The 21,213-nt window shown below is 76.1% G+C and carries 16 protein-coding genes; 9 read left to right on the plus strand and 7 right to left on the minus strand.

The window, feature by feature from the left end:
* Positions 1-3: 3 nt before the first annotated feature.
* The gene (locus ACQKM2_RS04655) at positions 4-2,187 is read right to left on the minus strand and encodes an FUSC family protein (RefSeq protein ID WP_427706530.1); all 2,184 of its coding nucleotides are present in this window, start codon (positions 2,185-2,187) and stop codon (positions 4-6) included.
* Positions 2,188-2,475: 288 nt separating this feature from the next.
* Between ACQKM2_RS04655 and ACQKM2_RS04660 the strand changes: the two genes are divergently transcribed.
* From ACQKM2_RS04660 to ACQKM2_RS04690, 7 genes are all read left to right on the plus strand, one after another.
* Positions 2,476-3,075, plus strand: a complete 600-nt coding sequence (locus ACQKM2_RS04660; protein ID WP_427706533.1) for an NADPH-dependent FMN reductase — start codon at positions 2,476-2,478, stop codon at positions 3,073-3,075.
* Entirely contained in the window at positions 3,075-3,686 is a 612-nt protein-coding gene (gene epsC, locus ACQKM2_RS04665; protein ID WP_427706535.1) for a serine O-acetyltransferase EpsC, read from the plus strand. Before ACQKM2_RS04660 ends, epsC begins: the two co-directional genes overlap by 1 nt.
* Positions 3,687-3,849: 163 nt before the next feature.
* Positions 3,850-4,869: a PLP-dependent cysteine synthase family protein gene (locus ACQKM2_RS04670; RefSeq protein WP_427706537.1), complete on the plus strand. Its 1,020-nt coding sequence runs from the start codon at positions 3,850-3,852 to the stop codon at positions 4,867-4,869.
* Positions 4,870-4,909: 40 nt separating this feature from the next.
* Complete coding sequence (locus ACQKM2_RS04675) at positions 4,910-6,229, plus strand: MFS transporter (RefSeq protein WP_427706540.1); 1,320 nt, start codon at positions 4,910-4,912, stop codon at positions 6,227-6,229.
* Entirely contained in the window at positions 6,226-7,464 is a 1,239-nt protein-coding gene (locus ACQKM2_RS04680) for an ATP-grasp domain-containing protein (RefSeq protein ID WP_427706542.1), read from the plus strand. Before ACQKM2_RS04675 ends, ACQKM2_RS04680 begins: the two co-directional genes overlap by 4 nt.
* On the plus strand, positions 7,461-8,753 hold the full coding sequence (locus tag ACQKM2_RS04685) for an ATP-grasp domain-containing protein (RefSeq protein ID WP_427706544.1): 1,293 nt from the start codon (positions 7,461-7,463) through the stop codon (positions 8,751-8,753). The genes ACQKM2_RS04680 and ACQKM2_RS04685 overlap by 4 nt, the downstream gene beginning before the upstream one ends.
* Complete coding sequence (locus tag ACQKM2_RS04690) at positions 8,750-10,003, plus strand: ATP-grasp domain-containing protein (protein ID WP_427706546.1); 1,254 nt, start codon at positions 8,750-8,752, stop codon at positions 10,001-10,003. Before ACQKM2_RS04685 ends, ACQKM2_RS04690 begins: the two co-directional genes overlap by 4 nt.
* 636 nt (positions 10,004-10,639) lie before the next feature.
* Here ACQKM2_RS04690 and ACQKM2_RS04695 read toward each other — a convergent pair.
* Entirely contained in the window at positions 10,640-11,050 is a 411-nt protein-coding gene (locus tag ACQKM2_RS04695) for a rodlin (RefSeq protein WP_427706549.1), read from the minus strand.
* A 278-nt stretch (positions 11,051-11,328) separates the two neighbouring features.
* On the opposite strand from ACQKM2_RS04695, the gene ACQKM2_RS04700 reads away from it, so the two are divergent.
* Positions 11,329-12,954, plus strand: a complete 1,626-nt coding sequence (locus tag ACQKM2_RS04700; protein WP_427706551.1) for a hypothetical protein — start codon at positions 11,329-11,331, stop codon at positions 12,952-12,954.
* Positions 12,942-15,086, plus strand: coding sequence for an MMPL family transporter (locus ACQKM2_RS04705; RefSeq protein WP_427706553.1), 2,145 nt, complete (start codon positions 12,942-12,944; stop codon positions 15,084-15,086). Before ACQKM2_RS04700 ends, ACQKM2_RS04705 begins: the two co-directional genes overlap by 13 nt.
* On the opposite strand, the gene ACQKM2_RS04710 is transcribed toward ACQKM2_RS04705, so the two are convergent.
* Genes ACQKM2_RS04710 through ACQKM2_RS04730 form a run of 5 tightly spaced genes read right to left on the minus strand, consistent with a single transcriptional unit; the run spans position 15,073 to position 21,212 of the window.
* A complete protein-coding gene (locus tag ACQKM2_RS04710; RefSeq protein WP_427706555.1) occupies positions 15,073-16,371 on the minus strand; it encodes an alkaline phosphatase family protein in 1,299 nt (432 codons plus the stop codon). The genes ACQKM2_RS04705 and ACQKM2_RS04710 overlap by 14 nt on opposite strands.
* A 41-nt stretch (positions 16,372-16,412) precedes the next feature.
* The gene (locus tag ACQKM2_RS04715; protein WP_427706557.1) at positions 16,413-17,315 is read right to left on the minus strand and encodes a galactokinase; all 903 of its coding nucleotides are present in this window, start codon (positions 17,313-17,315) and stop codon (positions 16,413-16,415) included.
* Positions 17,312-19,189, minus strand: a complete 1,878-nt coding sequence (locus tag ACQKM2_RS04720; protein ID WP_427706559.1) for a methyltransferase domain-containing protein — start codon at positions 19,187-19,189, stop codon at positions 17,312-17,314. Before ACQKM2_RS04720 ends, ACQKM2_RS04715 begins: the two co-directional genes overlap by 4 nt.
* Complete coding sequence (locus tag ACQKM2_RS04725) at positions 19,186-20,361, minus strand: glycosyltransferase (RefSeq protein ID WP_427706561.1); 1,176 nt, start codon at positions 20,359-20,361, stop codon at positions 19,186-19,188. Before ACQKM2_RS04725 ends, ACQKM2_RS04720 begins: the two co-directional genes overlap by 4 nt.
* Positions 20,358-21,212 (minus strand): alpha/beta fold hydrolase, encoded by an 855-nt coding sequence (locus tag ACQKM2_RS04730; protein WP_427706563.1) that lies wholly within the window; start codon positions 21,210-21,212, stop codon positions 20,358-20,360. The genes ACQKM2_RS04725 and ACQKM2_RS04730 overlap by 4 nt, the downstream gene beginning before the upstream one ends.
* Between the last annotated feature and the right edge of the window lies 1 nt (position 21,213).

Raw genomic sequence — 21,213 nt, forward strand, 5'->3', positions numbered from 1 at the left:
TCCTCACCGCCCCGGCGGCGCCTCCTCGGCCTCCCCGGCCTCCTCCGCCTCCCCGGTGATCCGCTCCAGGTCGGTCATCAGCGAGTCCAGCCACAACACCGCCGCCCAGTACCGCCTCGGCGCGCCCGGAGGCTCCGCCGCGAACCCGTCGAAGGCCGGGTCCCGCAGCGCGACCGGCGTCCGCGGGGTGTCGCCGCCGGGGTCCAGCCACGCCGACACCAGCAGCATCCGCCCGGCCACCCGGTCCCCGAGCCGCGTCACCGCCTCGGCCGGCTCCCGCTCCAGCGGCGGTACGAGGACCCGCGCGGGCACCGCCAGCAGCCGGTCCGCGCCCCACAGCGTGTGGTGGCCGGCCAGCAGCGCGGCCTGCCAGTCCTGCCCGCCCGCCGCCGACGCCGGCCAGGCCCCCGCCGGCCCGTGCGGCCGCGGCTCGCTCTGGTACTGCGCGTACGCCGACTCGGCCAGGATCAGCGAGTGCAGCAGCGACCGGTGCCCCGGCACGCCGGCCACCGGCTCCCGCACCCCGCCCGCCGCGAGCCGGGCCGCCGTCGCCACCACGATCTCCGCGGCACCCCGCAACAGCACCGCCGCCGACCGCCGCAGCTCGTCCTGCGCCCCCCGGGGCCAGGCCAGCAGCCCGAACACCGCGCCGATCGCGCTGCCGGTCAGCACGTCCAGCAGCCGGAACTCGGCGAGCTGCCAGGTCGCGGGCGCCAGCTGGGCGAACGCCAGCGCGACGACCAGCGTGAACAGCGCCTGCGCCCACCCCACCCCCTTGACCGGCCCCAGCGTGAACGCGGCCAGCATCAACGGCGGCAGCGCCACCGCGTACACGACGGTGTCCGACCCCGCGAGCGCCAGCAGCCCCGCCGCCGCCAGTGCCCCGACCAGGGTCCCCGTCAGCGCGATCCGTACCGTCGTACGGGTCTCGCGGACCGTCGTACGGGTCAGCGTCAGCGTCGCCAGCAGCACCCAGAACCCGTGCGGCAGGCTGTCCTCGCCCGCGATCACCCGCGCTGCCGCCAGCGCCAGACTCAGCCGCACCGCGTTCTGGAAGAACACCGACCGGCGCACCGCGTGCCCCGCCAGCCGGTGCCACCACAGCCGTACCGCGCCCATCCGCGCGTACCAGAAACGGCCCGGCGCCGCCCGCTCCGCACCCGCCCGCCCCCGTACCGCGATCCCGGCCGCCGTCGACATCGCCAGCGCGGCGTCCGCCACCTCCAGCACCGCCGCGTGCCGACGCAGCACCGCCGGCCCGTCCCCGCCGTCCGGGACCGCAGCCAGGGCAGCACGGGCCCGCAGCAGCTCCGCGTGCGCGTCACCGCCCGGCTCCGCGCCCCGGCCCCGCCCCCGCAGCAGGAAGGCCGTCTCCCGCGCGCTCTCCCGTACCGCGCCCAGCACCTCCCGATCCGCCGCCGACGGCGCCCCCGCCACCGGCGGCAGCCCCGCCAGCCGGACCAGCAGGGTGCGGGCCGCCAGCCCGGTGTGGGCCAGCGCCCGGTCCCGCAGCCCCGGCCCGGCCGGCCGCTCCGCCTCCGGCACCCGCACGGGCCGCAGCGCCGGCCCGGCCTCCGCCGCCCGCAGCTCCGCCGCCGCGGACAGCGCGTACGGCGGCCCCGCCAGCTCCGCCGCGCACCCCCGCGCGCACTCGGCGGCCCGCGCGGCCAGCTCCCGGTACGGAACGGTCGGCGGATCCGGCAGCACGAACGCCTCCGCCAGCACCAGCAGCGCGAGCCCCACCGTCGCACCGGCCAGCCGCTCCCCGAGCGAGCCCGGATCATAGGGCGGGAACGACGGCAGGATGTACATCAGCTGCAGCCCGGGCCCCGCCCCCGCCGCCCGCGGCCCGCCCACCGCGACGAACGCCAGCACGAAGCCCGCCACCAGCATCCCCAGCACCGCGCTCCAGGTCCGCACCGACAGGAACGTGCCGATCGTGATCAGCACCCAGCAGGCCGGCACCAGCCGCAGCACCACCGCCGCACGCTGCCGGCCGGTACCGGGGATGTGCGACAGGCCCGCCAGCGACACCGCCGCGAACAGCGCGTACGTCGCCGCGACGGTCGAGCCGAAGCCGTACAGGAACAGGTAGAACCCGGCGCCGGCGGCCAGCGTGACCCGCACCGAGCGCCGTCCCGCCGCCGCCCAGCCGGCCGGCAGCCGCACCCCGGGAACGCCTCCCATGCCACCAGCATCGCCCGCCGCCGCCCGCCCGGCACGCCACGGCCTGGAGCCGGCCTCAGCCGGGGCACGAGTCGCGGTCCAGCACCGCATCGGTTCGAGCTGACACGGTTACGACCAGGACGCGGGCCGGACCGTACCGCCGGAGCATCCCGGGGCCCGGCCACGCGCCGACGCGCCCGGAGCACCGCACGGCGCAGCGGCAGGGGCCGGGAGCCCCGGAACGCAGGAGCGGCTCCCGACCGGTCGAAGGCCTGCCGACCGGAAGGCCGAGGAGAAGGAGTTCCACCCATGAAGATCGTTCTGATATCCGGCAGCACCCGCGCCGACTCGGTGAACACCGCCGTGCTCGCCACCGTGCGCCACATCCTCGACGACCTGCCCGGCGAGCACGAGAGCGTGCTGCTCCCCGTCGGCGAACTGCCCCACTACGAGGCCGAACTGGAGCGCACCGACGGCTCGCCCGCCGTCCGCGCGGCCAAGGAGCTGGTCACCGGCGCCGACGCGCTGTTCATCAGCACCCCCGCCTACAACAGCGAGATGCCCGGCGTGCTGAAGAACGCCCTGGACTGGCTGTCCCGGGCCCAGGGCGAGAACCCGAGCCCGCTCTCCGGCAAGGTGGCCGCCGTCACCAGCGCCTCTCCCGGAGCGCGCGGCGGCGTCGACGCCCAGCCCGGCCTGACCGGCCTCCTCGCCCGCTGCGGAGTGCGGGTCGTCGAGCACGAGCCCGTCGCCATCGGCTCCACGGGAACGCTCGCCACCGAGGACGGCCGCTACACCGGCGCCGAGGTCGTGGCCCCGCTGGAAAGCCTGACCCGCGCCCTGATCGCCGAGTTCGCCGAGTTCGCCGAGTCCGCCGCGGCCGCCGACCGTGTGGAGGTGCTCGTCTGATGGCGTCCTCCGCACCCGGCCTGTTCCAGATCATGAAGGAGGACCTGGAGGTGGTCGTCGCCCGCGACCCCTCCATGCGCAACCGCCGGGAGGCGCTGCTGCACGCGGCCCTGCCCGCGCTGTGGGCCCACCGGATCGCCCACCGGCTGCACCGGCGCGGACACCGGATGATCGCGCGGATCATCTCCTGGAACGCCCGCCGCAGCACCTCCGTGGAGATCCACCCCGGCGCCGTGCTCGGCCGCAGGGTCTTCATCGACCACGGCGCCGCCGTGGTGATCGGCGAGACCGCCGTCGTCGGGGACGACGTGACCATCTACCACCAGGTGACGCTGGGAGCGGTCGGCTGGTGGAGCGACAACAACCGGCCCGAAGGCGACCGCAGGCACCCGGTGGTCGGCGCCCACGTCGTCCTCGGCACCAACGCGACCGTACTGGGGCCGGTCACCATCGGCTCGCACGCCGTCATCGGCGCCCAGGCACTGGTGAACAAGGACGTGCCCGCGGGCGCCCGGGTGCTCGCCGCCACCGCGGTGATCAAGCCCGTCGGCCAGCGGCCGCAGCCCATGGAGGACCTGTACGCCATGACGGCCTCGGCCGGCTCCTGGTAGCCCGGCCGCGCGGCACCGCACCGGCACCCGCCCCGGCCCCGCCCGCCGCGCACCCGCTCCACCCCGAAGGACGTCCCCCCACACCAGGCCGCCCCGGGCCCCGCCGGACCAGCTCCGCCCGCCCGGCCCGCAGCCGTACGAACCGACTTGTGAGGAACCACACGTGCAAAGCCGTGAGACGCGCCGCATCGCAGACAGCATCGCCGACCTGGTCGGCTCGACCCCGCTGATCCGCCTCCGCTTCGACGACTCGGCCCCGGGCGGCGAGGTGCTCGCCAAGCTGGAGGCCGCCAACCCGATGTCCACCAGCAAGGACCGGGCGGCCCTCTACATGCTGCGCGCCGCCGAGGACCGCGGCGACCTGATGCGCGGCAACGGAACCGTCATCGAGGCCACCTCGGGCAACACCGGCATCTCCCTGGCCGCCCTCTCCGCGGCCCGCGGATACCGCTGCGTCATCGTGCTGCCCGACAGCGCCACCGCCGAACGGGTCTCCCTGCTCAAGGCGCTGGGCGCCGAGGTCGTGCAGACCCCCCGCGACGCCGGCTACCCCGGCGCGATCGCCAAGGCCCAGGAACTGCACGCGGCGACCCCCGGGTCCTGGTTCGCCTGCCAGCACGAGAACGCCGACAACGTCCGCGCCCACTACGAGACCACCGGCCCCGAGATCTGGGCCGACACGGCGGGCCGGATCGACGTACTGGTCTGCGGCGTCGGCACCGGCGGCACCCTCAGCGGCACGGCCAAGTACCTCAAGGAGCAGGACCCGCGGATCCGCGTCGTCGCGGTCGAGCCGGAGAACTCCCCGGTGCTCACCCAGGGCGAGGGCGGCCTGCACCGGATCCCCGGCCTCAACGGCGGCTTCGTCGCCCCCACCACCGACGTCGCGCTGATCGACAACGTGGTGACCGTCTCGGACGAGGACGCCATGGCCGCCGCCCGCTCCCTCGCCCGCCGGCAGGGCGTCTTCGTCGGCGTCTCCTCCGGCGCCGTCGCCCACGCCTGCGCCCGGCTGGCCGCCCACCCCGACTACATCGGCGCCACCATCGTCACGATCCTGCCCGACACCGGCGAGCGCTACCTCAGCCTGTGGAACGAGACCCCCGCGCCCGCCGCCCGGCAGTCGGCCCCCGCCCCCGCACCGGCGGCCTCCCCCGTACAGGTACTGGCCGTGAAGTCCTGACGCCTCCCGCCCGTCCCCCCACTCCTCGAAGGAACCCGGCGTGAATTTCCGTCAGCTCCATCCGAACATCAAGCTGCGGCTCGGCATCGGATTCGTCCAGCGGATGCTCGGCATCATGCTGATGCCGCTGATGGTCATCCACCTCGCCACGCTGTACGGCGCGGCCGCGGCCGGCGCGCTGACCATGGTCGTGGCCGCCGCGGGCATCGCCGCCAACTTCGTCGGGGGCCACCTCGCCGACGTCCACGGGCGCAAGCCGCTGATGGTCGCCGGCGAGGTGGGGGCCACGGTCACCTTCGCACTGCTCGCCCTGGCCAACTCGCCCTGGTGGCAGTCCGGAGCGGCCACCTTCGTGCTCTTCCTCCTCAACACCGCCCTTGCCGGCGCGGCCACCCCCGCCGCCGAGGCGATGATGATCGACGTCTCCACCCCCGAGAACCGGCAGCTCGTCTACACGGTCAACTACTGGTCGATCAACATGGCGTTCACCGCCGGCGCCCTGATCGGCGGCTTCTTCTACGGGGACCACTTCGCCCTCCTGCTGGCCGGCGCGGCCGTACTGTCCCTGGCCACCGCCCTGGTCACCTGGTGGCGGATCGCCGAGAGCGCCCCGGCGACCGCCAAGGACCGGGCCTCCGGCGTCCCCGCCATGCTCCGCGGCTACCTCGCCGTCTCCCGGGACCGGGTGTTCCTCCGGCTCGTGGGCGCCGCGATCCTCACCCGCGCCATCGAGGTCCAGATCGGCTACTACATCGCCGTCCGCCTCGCCGACGGCTTCCCCGAGCAGGCACTGGCCGGCCTGGAACGCTGGTTCCCCTCCGTGGACGGCGTCGCCATGCTCGGCATCCTGCGGGCCGTCAACACCGTCCTCGTCGTCGGCTTCGCCCTCTTCGCCGGCAGCATGTTCCGCCGGCTGTCCGACCGGACCCGGCTCTACGCGGGCATCGCCGTCTTCACCGCCGGCCACATGGTCCTGGCCGTCAGCAACAGCGGCTGGGTCCTGATCGCCGCCGCCGTCGTCTTCACCCTCGGGGAGATCGCGAACGTCCCGGTCAAGCAGGCCATCCTCGCCGACCTGGTCGACCCGGCCGCCCGCACCAAGTACCTCGCCGCCTACGGCCTGGTACCGCGCGTCGGCCTGCTCATCGGCTCGGTGTGCGTGACCGTCGGAGCCTTCCTCTCCCCGGTCGGCATGAGCCTCCTCTACGGCGCCTTCGGCCTCGGCGCCATCCTCGTCTACCGCTCCCTGCTGCCGCTGCGCGCCTCCCGCCGCACCGCCGCGGAGCACGAACCCCAGGCCGCGCAGCCGGCCGCCGCCCCGCCGGCGCCCGTGCCGGCCCAGAACGGAGCCACGTCATGACCCCGCCCCGCGAGCCCGGCCGCCTCCTGATGGTGATGCCGTACGAGCAGCTCGTACGCAAGGCCGTCGAAGCCGGCTTCGAGGTCTGGTCGATCTGGGACCCCGCGCTGCGCACGCCCGCATACCTCGACAAGGTCGCCGCCCACTCCCGGGAACTGGCCCTGGTCGACTTCGGGGACGAGGCGGCCCTGCGCGCCCTCGTCGCAAGGCTGGCCCGCGAGCACGACGTCCGGCACGTCCTGCACCTCGGCAGCGAGGCCACCATGGCCCCCGTGCTCGCCGAGGCCGAAGCCCTCGGCCTGTCACCCAACACCGCCGAATCCGTACGCCTGCTCAACGACAAGCACGCGATGCGCGGCCTGCTCAACGCCCACGGCGTCTCCGCCGTCCGCGCCTGCCGGGCCGAAACCCTCGGCGAGGTCGAGCCGCTGCTCACCGAGTTCGGACTGCCGGCCGTGGTCAAGCCCACCAACACGGCCGGCAGCCGCGGCGTCGCCCTCGTCCGCACCGCCGCCGACCTCGCCGAATGGACCGAGCGGGTCAAGGCGGGCGGCTTCGAGGGCCCCTTCATCATCGAGGACTACCTCGAAGGCCCCGAGTTCAGCGTCGAGACCCTCACCGCCGGCGGCACCCACCACGTCGTCGGCATCACCGCCAAGCAGACCACCGGAGCCCCCGGCTTCGTCGAGACCGGGCACATCCACCCCGCCCCCCTCGACCCCGCCGACGCCGCCGCCGTCCGCGACACCGTCACCGCCCTCCTCGACCTCGCCGGCTACGCCTTCGGCCCCGCCCACACCGAGGTCATCCTCACCCCCGCCGGGCCGCGCGTCGTCGAGTCCCAGGCCCGCCTCGGCGGCGACCGGATCCCCCTGCTCGTCGAGGTCGCCACCGGCTACGACATCGAGGCCGCCATCTTCCAGGGGCTGGCCGGCGAGGACGTCACCGCCCCCGCACCCCACCGGTACGCCGCCATCGGCTTCTTCCAGCTCCCCGCCGGACGCCTGGAGTCCGTCGAAGGCCTCGACGACCTGCGCGCCCGGGACCACGTGCACGGCGTGCACTTCCCGTACGGCCCGGGCGACGTACTGCCCCGCACCACCGACTCCGGCAGCCGCCACGGCTACGCCGTCGTCGACGCACCGACCCCCGCGGAGGCCGCCGACCGGATCGCCGCGGCCCGCACCGCCCTGCGCACCACGACCACCCAGACCCCGAAGGAAGCACTGCGATGACCGCCCCGACCGCGCGCGCCGCGGACAGAACCCTGCTGCTCGTCGGCGCCACGGACCAACACCTCCAACGGGCCAAGGCGCTGGGCGTCCGTGTGGTGCTCCTCCAGCACCCCGACAAGATCACCACGTACCAGACCGGGCTGGCCGACGTCCTCCTGATGGTCGACTACACCGACTGGGACACCGTACGGCCGCTCGCCGAGGCCTCCCGCGAGGTGTGGGGCTTCGACACCGTCGCCTCCCTCACCGAGGCCGGACTGGACATGGCCGCCCGCCTGAACGCCCACTTCGGGTTCCCGGGCACCTCCCCCGAGGCCAGCCGCCGCATGCGCAACAAGTTCCTGATGCGGCAGCACCTCACGGAACGGGGCAAGCTGTCGATCCACTGGGACCGGGTCAGCGACCGCGCCTCCCTCGACGCCTTCGCCGACCGCGCCGGCTACCCCTTCATCATCAAGCCCACCGACGCCACCGCGAGCTTCGGCCTGATCCGCGTCAGCGCCCCCGGGGAACTGGACGCCACCTGGGAGCGGATCGAGGAGCTGCGCGGCCGCCGCAGCGACCGCGGCTCGACCCTCTACACCGTCAGCGAGTTCCTGATGGAGTCCTACCTCGACGGGCCCGAGTTCAGCGTGGAGGCCTTCAGCTTCGCCGGCCGCCACGTGGTGATCGCCGTGACGGAGAAGCTCGTCGACGACACCCACTTCGCGGAACTCGGCCACGCCCTGCCCGCCCGCCTGGCACCGGACGAGCACGCCCGCGTCACGGCCGCCGTCGAGGACTTCCTCGACACCATGGGCGTCACCGACGGACCCAGCCACACCGAGCTGCGCCTGGGCTCCCGCGGCCCCGTCGTCATCGAGTCCCACAACCGGGTCGGCGGCGGCCACATCAACGAACTGGTCGAGGCGGCCTACGGGATCGACCTCCTCGGCTACGGCGTCGCCTGGCCGCTCGGCCTCGTCGAGGCGCTCCCGGAGCCCCCGAAGGCCCGCGCCGGCGCCTGCACCCGCTTCGTGCTCCGCGACCCGGGCACGGTCACGGCCGTCTCCGGAGTGGCGGAGGTCGCCGCCCGCCCCGACGTGCTCGCCGTGGAGGTGTCCGTGGAGCCCGGCGACCCGGTGCGCCCGCTGCGGGACAACTGGGACCGGCTCGGCTTCGCCGCCGTCACGGCCGCCGACACCGACGCCGCCATCGCCCTGTGCGAGCGGCTGACCGGGCAGATCCGCATCGACGTGACCCCGGCCGGGGCGCCGGCGGACGCCCTGGGCCTGGAGGTCGCCGCGTGACCGCGCTCGTACTGCACCGGTTCCCGCTCGGCCCGTTCCCCTACGACCGCTGGCTCGCGGACCTCGACGGCGGCGTGGTGCTGATCGCCGCCCGCGACCGGATCGAGGGCGCCCGCGAGCAGGTCCCCGCCGGCGACGGCGGCTACCGCCGGCTGGTGGTGCTCGACGACTTCGAGGACGAGGAACTCCTCGACCGGACCGCCCTCGAACTGGCCGAGGAGTACCGGGTCGGCCATGTCATCGCCCCCCACGAGGCGGACCTGATGCGGGCGGCCCGGCTGCGCGAGAAGCTCGGCCTGCCCGGGCAGCTCCCCGACGAGGTCCTGCCCTTCCGGGACAAGGCCCTGATGAAGCGGCGGCTGGAGGCGGCCGGCATCGAGGTCGCCCCGCACACCCTGCCCGCCACGGCCGACGACGCGCGGGACTTCGCGGACGAGCACGGACTGCCGCTGGTCTTCAAGGCCCGCGACGGCTTCGGCTCGATCGGGCTGCGGATCGTACGGACCCCCGAGGAGCTGGAGGGGTACCTGGCCGGGGCCTTCGCGCCGGGCGCGGCCCCCCGCGAGGACCTGCTGGCCGAGGCGTACGTCCCGGGCCGGATGTGCCACGTGGACGGGGTCGTCGTCGGCGGCCGGACGGTGATGGCCTGGCCGTCCCAGTACCAGTACGAGCTGTCCTCCTTCCAGGCCGACCCCGGCGCCCGTGTGGACCTCACCCTGGACCCCTCGGACCCGCTGACCCCGCGTCTGCTGGAGCTGGCGGACAGCGCGCTCGCGGCCCTCGGCGGCCCGGCGGACTACGCCTTCCACGCCGAGGTCTTCCACACCCCCGACGACCGCCTCGTCGTCTGCGAGGTCGCCTCCCGCCCGGCCGGCGCCCGGATCCGCGAGGTGCTGGACGCCGTGTTCGAGGTGCACCCGGTGGAGCTGGCGACGCGGGCCCAGACGGGACTGCGGCTGCCCGTCCCGGCCCGGCTCGCGGACGGCGCCCGGCTGGAGCCCCTGCGCATGGCCGGCCAGGTCCTGATGATGAAGCGGCCCGGCACCGTGCGCGGCATCCCGGTCACCCCGGAGGAGCCCTGGGTGCGGTACTACGGCGTCTACGCGGAGCCGGGCGAGGTCCTCGCCGAAGCGGCCCTCTCCTCGGACTTCCTCGCGGCGGCGGTGCTGTCGGCGCCGACCCGGCAGCAGTGCGAGCGCCGGCTGCGGGCGCTGGGCGCCCGGTTCGAGGCGGAGATCGTGATCGACTGACCGATCCGGTTCCGGGCCGCCGGCCACTACGCCGACCTGCGGGGATGGGCTATAGTTGATCTCGAGCCCGCCGCCGCGGAACACGGCGGACAAGGCGATGCGTTGGTGGTCCAAGGAAAGACACCCCACTTCCCGTGGGGGAATGCAGGTGCAAGGCCTGCCCAGCGCTCGAACGAAGGCCCCGGCCTCCTCACGGAGACCGGGGCCTTCTGTCATACGCCCGCCGCGCGGTGCGTCGGCCGCCCGTCCAGGACCGTGAGCAGTACCGGGAGTCCGGGCAGGTCCACGGCGGCCGCAGCCGTCCCGGTGCCTCCGCGTCGGCCGGCGGGACCTCCACGGGGATCCCGCCGCGCCTCGGGTACAGGTTCCGCTTCCAGGCCTCGGGCAGGACGAAGAGGTCCTCACCCCCTGGTACGGCGGCCGCCCCGGGCCCGTCCACGTGCTCCCCGCGCCCCATGACGCCCTCCCCTTTTTTCCAGGTCACCGCTCGGTCCCAACAGTAGGGACCGGCACTGACAACCGGCCGGGGGGAGGGGGACGGGAGCGGGCCGGCCGGGGACGCGGACGCCGATGGGCCGGCCGGGGACGCTCGTGCGTACGTCCCCGGCCGGCCCGCTCAGCGGCGGCTGCCGGTGATCAGCTGCCGGAGGAGATGTTGCCGGAGAGGACCGGGATGTTGCTCAGGATGTGGGAGAGCGGCTCGTCGCCCTTGGCCTGCGTGGAGTTCTCGGTGCACTGCTGGTTCTGCGGGTTGGACAGGACGTTGATGTCCTGGACGCCGATGTTGAGCAGGGCGGCGATCGACTGGGCGTTGACCTTGACCGGCAGGCCGATGCAGGGCTTGTTCAGGGTGCCCTGGACGACGCTGAGCTGCGGGCTCATGTCGCCGGTGGTCTTCTGGTTGCCGTAGATCTGCTGGGCGCCGTTGCCGTTGACGGTGTTGATCCCGTTGTCGTTGCCGATGGCCATGGCCGGGGCGGCGACGGCGGCACCCGCGCCGACGGCGGCGGCGGTGGCTGCTGCGGTGACCATCATCTTCTTCAGCATTCGAGAACGTTCCTTCGCTGTAGCCGAAACGAGCCCCCGATCGGGGCGTTCGTGCTGGTAACGGGGATGTGGCCGCGGACGTGGCGGTGGGTCACCCGAATGGCAGAACGCCGGCGCGCCGGCCCCGACGGCCAGGACGCCGACCGGGTGCCGGCTGCCCGGAACACCGCCACACCGGCCGCCGCCCGTCGTTGGAAGGTGCGGCCCCCGCCCGGGCCCCTCCCCACCCGCCCCCGACGCCACCCGCCCCCGACGCACAGCCCCGACCGGAGCCGCCCATGACCTCCGTCGCCCTCACCCGGCGGGCACCGGCAGCCGTACCCCTCACCCTCCGGGTCCCGCTGGCCGCCACCGGCTGCGCGCTGCCGCTGTACGCCCTGTGGGCGGCCGTCCTCGCCACCGGCGGAGGAGACCTCGCGGCCCAGACGGCCTGGGCGGACTTCGCCTCCCGCCACCCCGGCTCCGCCTACGACCTCGCCTGGCACGGCGGGCTGCACACCGCCTCCTACAGCCTCGTGTCCCCCTACGCCATGGCCGTCTTCGGCGTGGTCCCCGTGACCGTGGCGGCCGGCCTGGCCGCCACCTGGCTCGCCGCGCTGCTGTGCGTACGCAGCGGGGTCCGGGCACCCGACCGGCCCGCGCTGGCCGCGGCACTCGCCCTGTGGTGCCAAGCCGCCTCCGGGCGCACGACCTTCGTCCTGGGCGTGGCGTTCGGCCTCGCGGCACTGCCGGCCGCGCTGCCCCGGGCGGCCGGTGCCGGGGCCGGGCGGCTCGCCGCCGCCGCGTGCTGCGCGGCCCTGTCCGCCATGGCCAGCCCCGTCGCGGGCCTCTTCCTCGCCCTGACCGGCACGGCACTGCTGCCCGCGCCCCGGCGCAGGGCCGCCGTGGCCGCCGCCCTGCTCGTACCGCCCTGCGCCGTCCTCGCCCTGACGGCCCGCCTCTTCCCCTTCCAGGGCGAGCAGCCCATGCCCCCCGAGCGGATCTGGCCCCCGCTGCTGACGGCGCTGGCCGTCCTCGCGGCGGCGCCCCCCGCCTGGCGGTGGGCCAGACGCGCCGCCGGCCTGTACGCGGCGGCCGTCCTGCTCAGCTACGCCGTCCCCTCCCCGATGGGCACCAACGTCGAGCGGCTCGCCGGCCTCGCCGCACCCGCCCTCCTGCTCGCCGCCGCCGCGACGGCGACCGGCCCCGCACGCCGCGCCGCGGCCGCCGCCGGGCTCGCCCTCTGCCTGCTCTGGGTGGGCGGGAACACGGCCGCCCACCTGGGCGACACCGTCCGGGTCCCGGCCTGGGCCGCCGAGACGGACGGGGTCCTCGCGGAACTCGGCCGCCTCGGGGCCGACCGCACCCGGGTGGAGGCCGTCATGGCCCGCAGCCACCGCGAGGCCGCCGTCCTCGCCCCCCACGTCACCCTGGCGCGCGGCTGGAACCGGCAGGCGGACGTGGAACGCGGCCGCCTCTTCTACCGGGACGCCGGCCTCACCCCCGCCGCCTACCGGGCCTGGCTCGACCGGTGGGCCGTCGGCCTCGTCGTCGTCCACGACGGCCCGCCGGACGCCGCCTCCGAGGCCGAACGCGCCCTCGTCGCCGACCGGCCCGGCTACCTGGAGCCGGTGTGGCAGGACCGGAGCTGGCGGATCTACCGCGTCCGCGACGCCGTCCCCCTCGTCGACCCGCCGGCCCGCGTACGGACCTCCGACGCGGCCTCGGTCACCGTCCGGGTGCCCCGCCCCGGCACGGTGACCGTGCGCATCGTCGACTCGCCCTGGCTGACGGCGGACGCCGGATGCCTCGAACCGATGCGCGCCGGCCGCGGCGACGGCTTCGTCCGGCTGACCGTACGGCGGCCGGGCGACGTCACCATCGGCTCCGCCTACCTCTCCGAAGGCCGCCGATGCGCACCCTGAAGGCGATCCCCGCCCGCCTCGCCCTGCTCTGCGTACGCCGCCACCTCCTCGTGCTGCTGCTGTGGCTGCTGCTCCTCGCCGCCGGAGCCGCCGCCGCCGGACCGGTCATGGACGGCCTGGACCGGCGGCCCTGGAGCGTGGCCGCGCACGAGTCGGTGCGGGGCAACCGGCTGCTGGACGGCGTCCGCGCGTACGGGGGCCAGATCGACGCCGTGGTGTCCGGCGTGCCGGTGACCGACCCCGCCCTGACGGGGGAGACGGCCGCCGCCCGCCGGGACCTGGCCGCCGTCCCCGGCGTACACGGCGTCACCCCCCTCACCGGAGCGGCGTACGCCGCCGACCACCGGGCCGTCCTGCTCTCCGTACGGCTGGACCGCACCCTGGCCGGGGAGGACCGGCGGCGCTGCGAGCGGGCCGTGGAAGCCCGGCTGCGCGCCGTCCACCGGGCCCTGCCCGGCGCCGCGGTGACCCTCGGCGGCAGCGACCGGGCCCGCGCCGAGGTGGCGGAGCGGACCCTGGCCGACACCCGGCGCGCCGAGCTGATCACCCTGCCCGTCACCCTGCTCGTGGTGTACCTCCTCTTCGGCGGCCTCGTCGCGGCCGCCGTACCGCTCGTCGCGGCCGTCAGCACCGTCGGCACCGGGATGCTCTGGCTCCTGCTGCTGTCGCGCTGGTACGACCTCACCTCCCCGGTGCTGTCCACGACCACGATGCTCGGCCTGGGCCTGGCCGTCGACTACTCCCTGCTCACGGTCGGCCGGTTCCGGGAGGAACGCGCCGCGGGCCACGACGTCCCGGAGGCGGTGGTGCGGACCATGGGCAGCGCGGGCCGCTCGGTCCTGTTCGCCGCACTGGTCGTCGCCGCCGCCCTCAGCGGGCTGGCCGCCTTCCCCAGCGACTTCTACGCCTCCCTCGGCCTGGCCGCCGCGGGCACCGTCCTGCTGTCGCTCGTCGCCGCGGTCACCCTCACCCCGGCGCTGCTCGTGGCGTGCGGCGGGCGGATCGGGGCCCGCGCCTGCCGGGAGGCCGACGAGGGCGCGTTCGCCGCCCTGGCCCGCTGGACCCGCCGCCGGGCCCCGGCCGTCGCGGTGGGGGTCGGGGTCCTGCTGCTGGCCGCCGCCGCGCCCTTCCTGCGCGTCCACCTCGTCAGCCCCGTCGGCGAACTGCAACTGCCGCCGGGCACCGAGGCCCGGCGCTTCGCCGACCTGGTCGGCGACCGGTTCCCCCAGCACCGGCCCGACGCCGTGGTGGTCGTGGCCCGCACCGACCCGGCCCGGCTCACGGCGTGGGCGGAGCGCTTCGCGGACGCCCCGCAGGTGCAGCGGCTCGAACCCGCCACCGCGGCGGGCCCGCACGTCGCCGTCGTCCGTCTCGTACCGGTGCCCGACGAGGACGCGGCCACCGCCACCCGCCTCGTGGAACGGCTCCGCGCCGACCGCCCGGCCGGCTTCCCCGTGTGGGTGACCGGACGGGCCGCGCTCGACGCCGACTTCCGGGCCGAGGTCGTCGGGCACGCGCCCCGCGCCGCCGCCCTGATCGCCCTGACCAGCTACGTCCTGCTGCTGGCGATGACCGGCTCGGTGCTGCTGCCGCTCAAGGCGATCGTGATGAACACCCTGTCCCTCGGAGCCTCGTTCGGCGCGCTCGTCCTGGTCTTCCAGGACGGCTGGTGGGCCGGGCCGCTGGGCGTCCACACCCTGGGCGGGCTGGGCTACTGGCTGCCGGTGGTCGTGTTCGCCCTGGCCTTCGGGCTGTCCATGGACTACGAGGTGTTCCTCCTCTCCCGCATCCAGGAGGCGTACCGCGCCGGAGCCTGCAACGACCTCGCCGTCGAGGCGGGCGTGCAGCGCTCCGCCCGGATCATCAGCTCCTCGGCGCTGCTGATGTGCATCGTCTTCACGGGCTTCGCGACGGGGGAGGTGCTGGTGATGAAGCAGCTGGCGACCGCGCTGACCCTGGTCGTCCTGGTCGACGCCACCCTCGTGCGCTGCCTCCTGGTGCCCGCGACCATGACCCTGCTCGGCCGCGCCAACTGGTGGGGCCCCCGCCCCCTGCGCCGCCCCCGCCCGGCCCCGCGGGAGGCCGGTCCGCCGGCCGGCCGCCCCGCGGAGGCCGCCGTCAGAACCAGTTGACGGTCAGCGGGAACGCGGCGGTGACGGTCGCGCCCGTGGCGTCGGTCGCGGTCGCGGTGACCTGGACCGTGCCGTTGCCCCACGGCTTCCCGCTGATCCGCCCGGTGCCCGCGTCGACGCCGAGCCCCCACGGCAGGCCGGTCGCCGCGTACCGGATGGGGGGCCTGCCGCCGGTGGCGGTGAGCTGGATCGTGCAGGACTGGTTGAACCTGCAGGTCTGCGGGCCCGGGTTGGCCAGCTTCAGGTCACCCTGTGTGGGAGTGGGAGTGGGGGTGGGCGTCGGCGTCGGGGTCGGTGTGGGCGTGGGCGTGGGCGTCGGGGTCGGCGTGGGGGTCGGTGTCGGTGTCGGGGTGGTGGAGGCGGTGAACACCTCCGTGACGGGCTGGACGTTGGCGGCGTTGCCCGCGTGCGTGGCCGTGCCGAAGAGGTCCTCGAAGGTCCGCAGCAGGTGGTGGTGGTTGAACGCCGTCGCGTACGTACCCGTCTTCACGTTCGCCCCGTAGAAGACCGTGGCGATCTGGTTCGACCCCAGGTAGTTGTCCTCGTCCCAGGTCAGCACCAGCAGACTGTTGTTGGCCTTCGCCCACTGCGCGTACGCGTCGATGTTGTTCTTCGTCCAGGTGTCGCCCGTCCCGACCGGGCACGAGTGCATGTCGTTGCACTGGTTGGGGACCACGAAGGACAGGTCCGGCAGGGCCGAGAAGTTGTTCTGCGGGAACTGCGCCCAGGTCTTCCCCGTGTTCAGCGGGACGTTCTTGAAGGCGAACCACGGGTTGTGCTTCTGCGCGTACTGGCCGTTGGTGCAGGCCGTGGACCCCTCCGACGGCAGGTCCTCGTTGTACGTGGCGAAGGTCCTGCCGGCGGCGATCAGCTCCTGGCCGAGGTTCGCGGCCGTCATCGACTGCGGCGTGTAGCAGCCGTCCCCGGTGATGCCCTGGGTCGAGCCGGAGAAGAGGTTGAAGTAGTTGGGCTGGCTCGGGTGGGTCAGCGCCTTCATCCCGGTCAGGCTCGCGCCGCCGGCGGCCAGCTGGTTGATGTACGGGGCGTTGCCGCTGCCGATGATCTCCCCGTACTGCTTGTTCTCGTACACGACCACCACCACGTGGTCGTACGACGGCAGCCCGGCGGCGGCCGCCGCGGCCCGCGGCACGGGACCGCCCTCGGCGGCCTGGGAGCTCGCCACCGCGAAGGCGCCGAGCAGGCCGAGCGCGCTGAACGCGGCCAGCGCGGCCGCGGCGACGGGACGCCGGGATCTCGCCGGGCGAAGGGACATGGATGTCGGCACGGGTGTTCCTCCTCGATACGGGTCGGACGGGGCCCGACGGGTCAGTGCTCGCGCCGGGCGGCCCCGGCCACGGAGATGTTCAGGAACGGGGGTACGGGACGCCCCGGGTCGCGGAAGTCCTCCGCGACCGCCGCCCGCACCGCCGCCACCCGGGCCTCGGGCAGCAGGAGCAGCACGCTCCGCTCCGGCCGCCCGCCGGGCGGCCAGGCGCTCAGGGCCCCCGCCCGGCGGGCGAGGGCGACGGTCCGGGCCAGCTCCGCGGGCCGTTCCGCCGGCTCCCCGCGTACGGCGGCCAGCACCAGGCGCGCCCGCGAGGCGGCCGGGTCGAAGCCGACGTACCGCGGGCGCCCGGCCCGCGCGCCGAGCAGCAGGGCCTCGCCCGGCCGGGCGAAGAACACCGCCCGGCGCAGGGCGTCGTCCCCGTCCGGCAGCGCCCCGGCCAGCAGCCGGGCCAGCCCCTCCCGGTCCGGCTCCGCGCCCGGCGGGCCGTGTACGCCGGCCACGGCGAGCGCCACCGCGCAGTCCGCCGGATCCGCCGTCGACAGCCCGGCGGCGGCCGTCAGCGAGCCCTGCACGTGCAGGTCCGTCCCGCCGCGGCCGTGGCCCGCCCGGGCCAGCGCCCGCAGCACGGCGTACGGCCGCACCGCCCACGCGGGCGCGGCCGGCGGCGGCCCGGACCGTGTCAGCGGCAGGTCGCAGCCGTCGGCGGGGTGCGCGAGGGAGCTGAGCCGGACCAGGCCGTCGTCACGCGGCGCCGCGGCCGCCGCGGCGGGCCAGCCGGCCGCCGCCACCAGCCCGGGGGAGCCCAGGTGGAAGGCGTGGGGCGCGCTCCACACCGCCGCCGGGGGCCGGCCGTGCGCGGCCTCCAGGGCGTAGGCGACGAGCCGGAACAGCGGATCGGCGGTCGCCCGGCGGGCCAGGCCGCCGCCGGCCGGGGCCGTCACGGCACGTCCTTGCGGGCCAGCATCCGGTACGCGTTCCCGCCGTCGGTGTACCGGGCCGCCGCGGTGCGCAGCGCGTCGAGCACCGCCGCCGCCGCGAAACACGGTACGGACGCCACCCGTACGGCACCCGCCCGCGCCCGCGCGCCCGCCGTCGGCGGCGGCCCCCACGGCCGGTCCGGGTCAGGGGCAAGCCGCGCCGCGGTCAGCGCCACCGCCCCGAAGAAGTCGTTGCCCTGGTGGGCCGGGCCGTGCTCCTCCGCGAGGACCGTGAACCCCCGGTCGGCCAGCGCCTCCCGCAGGTTCGCGGCGGGGATCAGGTGCTGGTGCTGCGGCTGGAACCACGGCAGCCACGCCGGACCGAGCAGCCGGGCCATCCGCGACTCCGGATCGGGCAGCTCGACCGTCAGGTACCCGCCGCACGGCAGGACGGCCGCCGCCGCGTCCAGCTCGGCCAGCGGATCCCGGGTGTGCTCCAGGTAGTGGTACATGCTGACCACCTCGTACCGGCCGGCCAGCTTCGGGGCGAACTCCGGGAACTGGCCCCGGTACCCCGTCTCCACCCAGCCGCGCCGCTCCGCCCCGCAGACCCCGTCGCCCATGTCCAGCCCGTCGAACCGGGTCCGGGGCCACACCTCGCGCGCCGCGTTGCAGAAGTGGCCGTGCCCGGTGCCGACGTCGAGCCAGGACGCGGGGACCGTGTGCGGCAGCAGCATCTCCGCCCGGCGCCGGTAGGACGGGCCGAGCCGGCCGAAGACCGTGCCGGCGCCCTCGCCGCCGCGCCCGTCGTAGAAGTCGCGGTAGTAGAACTCCAGCCCCTCCGGGGTGAGCCGCGGATTCTGGAAGACGTGCCCGCAGGCCCGGCACGCCTCCAGCGTGAACCGGCCCGGCTTCCCCTGGAGCAGGTCGGGCACCCGCACCCGGACCGACAGCGGCCCGGAGCCGCACCACGGGCAGTCGGGGCGCCGCTCCTCGAAGAACCGGCCCGTCCCCGCGTCCAGTTCGGCCCGGTACGCCGCGGCCGCCCCCGGACCCCGGCCTCCGTCCGCGTCCCGGGAGCCGCCCGCCGCCACGGCGGTACGCAGGGCCGCGCCGAGGGAGCGCACCGGCCGGCCGGCGGTGGCCCCGGCCAGATCGGCGGGGCGCAGCGGGGAGCCCGGCCCGCCGAGGACCAGGTACGGCTGGAGCCAGTACAGCCCGGCCGCCGCCGCCCCCCACCGGCCCTGGCGCAGGGCGACGGCGGCGAGCAGCGCCAGCCCGGACAGCTGGGCGGCGGCCAGCGCCCCGGCCGGCAGGCCCTGCGCCCGCAGCTCGGCGGCCCGCCCGGCACCGCCGGCACCGCCCGCGCCGGGGCCGCAGCTCAGACCCGGGGCGACGGCCAGCCCCGTCGCCCCGGCGGCGTACTCCTTCAAACGCCGGGTGAGCGCCAGGAGTTCCGCCGGGCCCGCGTCCGGCCCCGGCCCGCCCCCGCCGGCCGCCCCGGCCCGTTCCAGCACCTCCTCGGCGACCAGCACCGCGAAGCCGGCCCCCCGCCCCTCCCCGAGCCGGTCCCCCCGGTACCGGGCCGGGTCCACCAGCCGCAGCAGCCCGAGGGCCCGTTCGGCCGGCAGGTCCCCGGGCAGCAGGTCCAGCACCCGCAGCCCCTCCCGGTCGGCGTACGCGCACGCGGCGAGGAAGACGGCCGCGTCCGGTTCCACCCCGCGGGCGGTGAGCAGCCGCCACCCGGCGGCCCCCGGCACCCCGGCCGACGCGGGCGGGGCGGCCGGCAGCACCGGGACCGCCCGCAGCCGGCGGCCGGCCCGTACGGTGCCCGCACCGAGGGCGGCCAGCAGCACCGCGGAGGTCCAGCGGACGCGGGGGAGTACGAGCGGTGTCATGTGAGCTTCTCCAACCGGTCGGCAGCGGCGGACGCCCCGCCCGCCGCGGCGAACGATGCCTGGATCCGCCGGGCGGCCCGGCGGGGGCCGGGATCGTCCAGCACGGCCGTGATCGCGTCCCGCAGTTCCTCGGCCCCGGTCCGCCCGAACCGCACCCGGACCCCGGCCCCGGCGTCGGTGACCTGCCGGGCCACGATCGGCTGGTCGTCGCGGATCGGGGCGACCACCAGCGGCAGCCCGTACGCGAGGGCCTCGCAGACCGTGTTGTGGCCGCCGTGGCAGACCACCGCGTCCAGGTGCGGCAGCAGCTCCAGCTGCGGGACGCTCGGCCGCAGCAGTACGTGCCCGGGCACCTCCCCGACCAGCGCGGCTGGCGCCGCCAGCACCAGCTGCACCTGCGGCGCGAGCCGTTCGGCCGCGCCCAGCACCGCCCGGTAGAACCGGGCGCCCGCCTCCTGGTTGAGGGTGCCCAGGGACACCAGCACCCGCCGCCGGCCCGGGTCCAGCCGCCGCCAGGGGAACCCGGGCACGGCCGGCCGCGCCCCGAAGGCCGGGCCCACGTACGCGTGGTGCGGGGCGCAGACGGCGCCCGGCCCCAGCAGCTCGGGCGTGGAGAACACCAGCACCAGCAGCTCGGAGAAGCGCGGGTCCCACCCGCCGCCGTCCCCGCCGCCCTCCCCGAACTCCGCCAGCAGCCCCGCGACCTGACCGGCCACCCACTCCCCGACCCTGGGGAAACCGGCGAAGGGGCCGGTCAGTTCGGCCGAGGTGCTGGCCGATGTCACCCACGGCACCCCGAGCCGGCGGGCGGCCAGCGGCCCGGCCAGGGCCTGCTGGTCGCAGACCACCACGTCCGGTGCGAAGCCCCGCACCGCCCGGGTCACCCCCGGCACCATCGCCCGGGCCAGCGGGATCAGCGCCTCCTCCCACAGGAACCGCAGCGCGCCCACCCCGCGCAGGTCCCGCCACCGCTCGTGCAGCGCGGCGTACCCGCCGCCGCCGGCGTCGTCCCCGGCGGGCAGGACCCGCGCCGACGGGGGCAGCAGCCGGGCCAGCGCGGAGGCCGGCCCGGTCCAGGCGACCTCGTGGCCCCGCGCGGCCAGTTCGGCCCCGACGGCCACGGTCGGGTTGACGTGCCCCGCCAGCGGCGGCACCGCGAACAGCGCCCTCACGGGACCAGAGCTCCCGCCCGCGGGCGGACCGCCGCCGCCCGGGACACCGGGGCCTGCGCCGTCGCGTCGAGGTGCGCCAGGACGGAGTCCCGCAGCACCCCGCTGCTCTCCTTGAGGACGTCGTGCCCCAGGCCCGGCAGGATCCGCAGCTCCGCCGCCGGCGCGTGCCGGACCAGCTCCCGGGCCCCCGGCACCAGTTCGGAGTGCTCGCCGCAGACGACCAGCGCCGGGCAGCGCAGCCGCGCGTAGTCGGCCGGGGTGAAGGCGCGGCTCCCGGCGATGTCGTCGATCAGGGAGGTCCGGTTGAGCAGGTCGTCGGCGATGGCGGTCAGGTGCGCCGCCTTGCGCAGCCGCAGGGCCAGCAGCTCCGCCGGCACCGGACTGTCCTCCAGGCTCAGCGCGGCCGCCGACAGGGTGTCCACCATGTTCTCCACCCACGGCCCGCCGAGCGGCGGTTCGAGGAGGGTGAGCCCGGTGACCAGGTCGGGCCGGGCCAGCGCCGCGTGCAGGGCCAGGGTGGCGCCGTAGCTGTTGCCGACCAGGTGCACGGGCCGCCGGCCCAGCCCCAGCGAGCCGAGCAGACCGAACAGGTCCCGCACGGCGGTCCGGCTGTCGTAGCCGTCGGCCGGGCGCTCGGTGCGGCCGTGGCCGCGCAGGTCGTAGAGCAGCACCTCGTGCCCGGCCCGGGCGGCCGGCAGCGCCACCGGACAGTAGAAGGAGGACAGGTTGTCGACGACCAGGCCGTGCAGGAACACCGCCAGGGGCCGGCCGGGACCGGCCGCCACGGCCGCCGGGGCGGCGGGGAGCCGCTGGACGTGGAAGCGCAGGGAACCCGCGCGGACGAAGGCCACG

The sequence above is a fragment of the Streptomyces sp. NPDC004126 genome (genome assembly GCF_050275515.1).
Lineage (GTDB): Bacteria > Actinomycetota > Actinomycetes > Streptomycetales > Streptomycetaceae > Streptomyces.